A 2,792-nucleotide genomic window follows, 5' to 3' on the forward strand; every position below is an offset into this window, starting at 1 on the left:
ACGGTGCGCGAAGTGACCCCGCGCGGCAAGCACCTGCTGATGCGCATCGGCGACCAGACACTGCACAGCCACCTCATGATGGACGGCGAGTGGCAGATCTACCGGCCCGGCGCCCGGTGGCGGTTCCCCGCGTTCCGCGCACGCGCCGTTGTCGGTACGGCGTCCGCCGAAGCGGTCGGCGTCGACGTGGCGATGGTCGATTTGCTGCCCACGGTCGACGAGGACCGCGTCGTGGGACGCCTCGACCCCGACCCGTTGGGACCGGACTGGGATGGTGCCGAGGCGGCGCGCCGGCTGGCTCGCGACGACCGGGCCGTGCACGTGGCGCTCCTCGATCAGCGAAACCTCGCCGGCCTCGGCAACGAGTACGCGAACGAGGTGCTGTTCGTGCGCGGCATCCGCCCCACCGCCCGCGCGCGCAACGCCGATACCGCCGCCCTGGTAGACACGGCGGCACGGATGATACGGAGCAACCGCGACCGCGTCGCACGCACCTTCACCGGCGACACCCGTCGCGGCGCCCGGCACTGGGTGTACCGGCGTGAGGGGTCGCCGTGCCGTCGGTGCGGCACCGCGATCCGCCGCGCCGACCTGGGCGCTGCGGCCACCGCCGAACGGATCGTGTTCTGGTGCCCCTCCTGCCAGCGGTGACGCGCGCCCGTCCCGGGAAGGCAGAACGCTCCACGGCCGGGCATTCATAGGCGGCGCACAACCGCGCCTGAACCCGCTCATACGGCGGATGCCGACACTGGGCTCATGAAACGTCGACTCGCCTACGGTCTCACCGCCGGTGGACTGGCCGTGGCCCTCGTCGCCACCGGCGGCACCGTGTGGGCACTGGACCGGTTCGTCATCCCCCATGTCGTCGTCGACGACGTCGCCGCGTACGAGGCGGGCCAGAGCGCGGTGTCGCCCGCCGCACGCGGCGCGGCCGGCGACACGAGCACCGCGATCGTCACCGACACGAGCTACACCTCCGCCGACGCGTCGATCCAGATCACCACGACCACTGCGGGATCGGGGCGGGACACCGTCACCTATCACGTCGCCGACCTCACGTTGGGCGACGCGACCGCGCTGCGCGCTGCGTTCGCGAACAACCAGGTCGGCGAGAACATCACGGCCCTCGTCAGCGAGACCGCCGAGGCCAACGACGCGGTCTTCGCCGTCAACGGCGACTACTACGGATTCCGCGACGACGGCATCATCATCCGCAACGGTGTGGTCTACCGCGACGACGGCGCCCGTGACGGCCTGGTCTTCTACACCGACGGCACCGCCGAGGTCTATGACGAGACGCAGACCACCGCCGCCGACCTCCTCGCCGACGGCGCCTGGAACACCCTCAGTTTCGGGCCGGCACTGGTCGAGGACGGGGCCGCCGTCGACGGCATCGACCAGATCGAGGTCGACACCAACTTCGGCAACCACTCGGTGCAGGGCGAGCATCCGCGCACCGCGATCGGGATCATCGACGACAACCACATCGTGATCGTCGTCGTCGACGGGCGCGAACCGGGATACAGCCGCGGGGTCACCATGACCGAGCTGGCCGACATCTTCGTCTCGCTCGGCGCGCGGACCGCGTATAACCTCGACGGCGGCGGCTCGGCCGAGATGTGGTTCGACGGCGAGCTCATCAGCCGCCCCTCCAACGGCGGCGAGCGCGCCACCAGCGACATCCTCTACATCGGGGGCTGAGCGCCGTGCATGTCGTCTTGATCCCGGCGTACGAGCCCGACGCGCGCCTAGTCGCGCTGGTGCGCGCCCTGACGGTTCCTGTGCTCGTCGTCGACGACGGGTCGGGGCCGCGGTTCGCCGCCGTCTTCGCCGCTGCCGCCGCTGCCGGTGCGGTCGTCATCAGCCACCCGCGCAACCGCGGCAAAGGCGCGGCGCTGCGCACCGGATTCGCGGCGATCGCGTGGCGCTGGCCGGGCGCCGACGTCGTCAGCGCGGATGCCGATGGCCAGCACACACCGGCCGACATCGCCCGCGTGGCCGACCGGCTCGCCGGCCGGAGCCCGGAGCGGTCGATCGTGCTCGGGGCCCGCGCGTTCTCGGGCGCGGTGCCGGTGCGCAGCCGCGTGGGGAACACGGTCAGCCGGTGGCTGTTCGGTGCCGCGACCGGTACGCGGGTGCGCGACACGCAGACCGGGCTGCGCGGGTACCCGGCGAAACTGCTCGACTGGCTCGGCACGCTGCCGGGCGACCGGTTCGAGTACGAGTTCACGACGCTGTTACGGGCACGGGGTGCCGGCGTCGCCCTCATCGAGGTGCCCATCGAGACGGTGTATCTCGACGGCAACGCGTCGAGCCACTTCCGGCCGCTGGTGGACTCGGTGCGAGTGTATGCCCCGTTGCTGCGATTCTCGGCATCCGCTCTGCTGTCGTTCGCGATCGACACCGCAGCGATGCTGCTGCTGTACGCGCTGACGGGCTGGCTGCTGCTCGCGGTGGTCGCCGCGCGCCTGCTGAGCGCGTCGGTGAACTTCGCGGTGAACCGCACGCTCGTCTTCGGCAGCGACCGAGACCGGCGGACCGCCGCCGTGCAGTACGCGGCACTGGCGGTGCTGATCCTGGCGGCGAACTACGGTGCACTGACCGCGTTGTTCGATGCCGGCGTCCCGACGCTGGCCGCGAAGGTCGTCACGGATGCCGCACTGTTCCTGACGAGCTTCGCGGTGCAGCGGGCCGTGGTGTTCCCCTCGCCCCGGCCCGCGAGCCGCCGGGGCGAGGACAACACGCTCAGGGACGACGAACGCGCAGGGCAACCCCGCTCAGCAGCAGCAGGA

At 71.4% G+C, this 2,792-nt stretch carries 3 protein-coding genes; all 3 read left to right on the top strand.

Features of this window, described 5'->3' with window-relative positions; genetic code table 11:
- A partial coding sequence (locus tag ACK5KK_RS09760) for an Fpg/Nei family DNA glycosylase (RefSeq protein WP_416889892.1) occupies window positions 1–651 on the top strand: 651 nt, incomplete at its 5' end.
- A gap of 105 nt (window positions 652–756) precedes the next feature.
- Window positions 757–1,701, top strand: a complete 945-nt coding sequence (locus tag ACK5KK_RS09765) for a phosphodiester glycosidase family protein (RefSeq protein WP_416889893.1) — start codon at window positions 757–759, stop codon at window positions 1,699–1,701.
- 5 nt (window positions 1,702–1,706) lie between these two features.
- Window positions 1,707–2,792: GtrA family protein (locus tag ACK5KK_RS09770; RefSeq protein WP_416889894.1), on the top strand; the 1,086-nt coding region annotated here is incomplete at its 3' end.

This window comes from Microbacterium sp. (genome assembly GCF_047972865.1).
Lineage (GTDB): Bacteria > Actinomycetota > Actinomycetes > Actinomycetales > Microbacteriaceae > Microbacterium.

Excerpts from the sequence above, each read along its gene's own strand:
- ACK5KK_RS09765 (WP_416889893.1), top strand. The coding sequence starts at position 757 with ATGAAACGTCGACTCGCCTACGGTCTCACCGCCGGTGGACTGGCCGTG.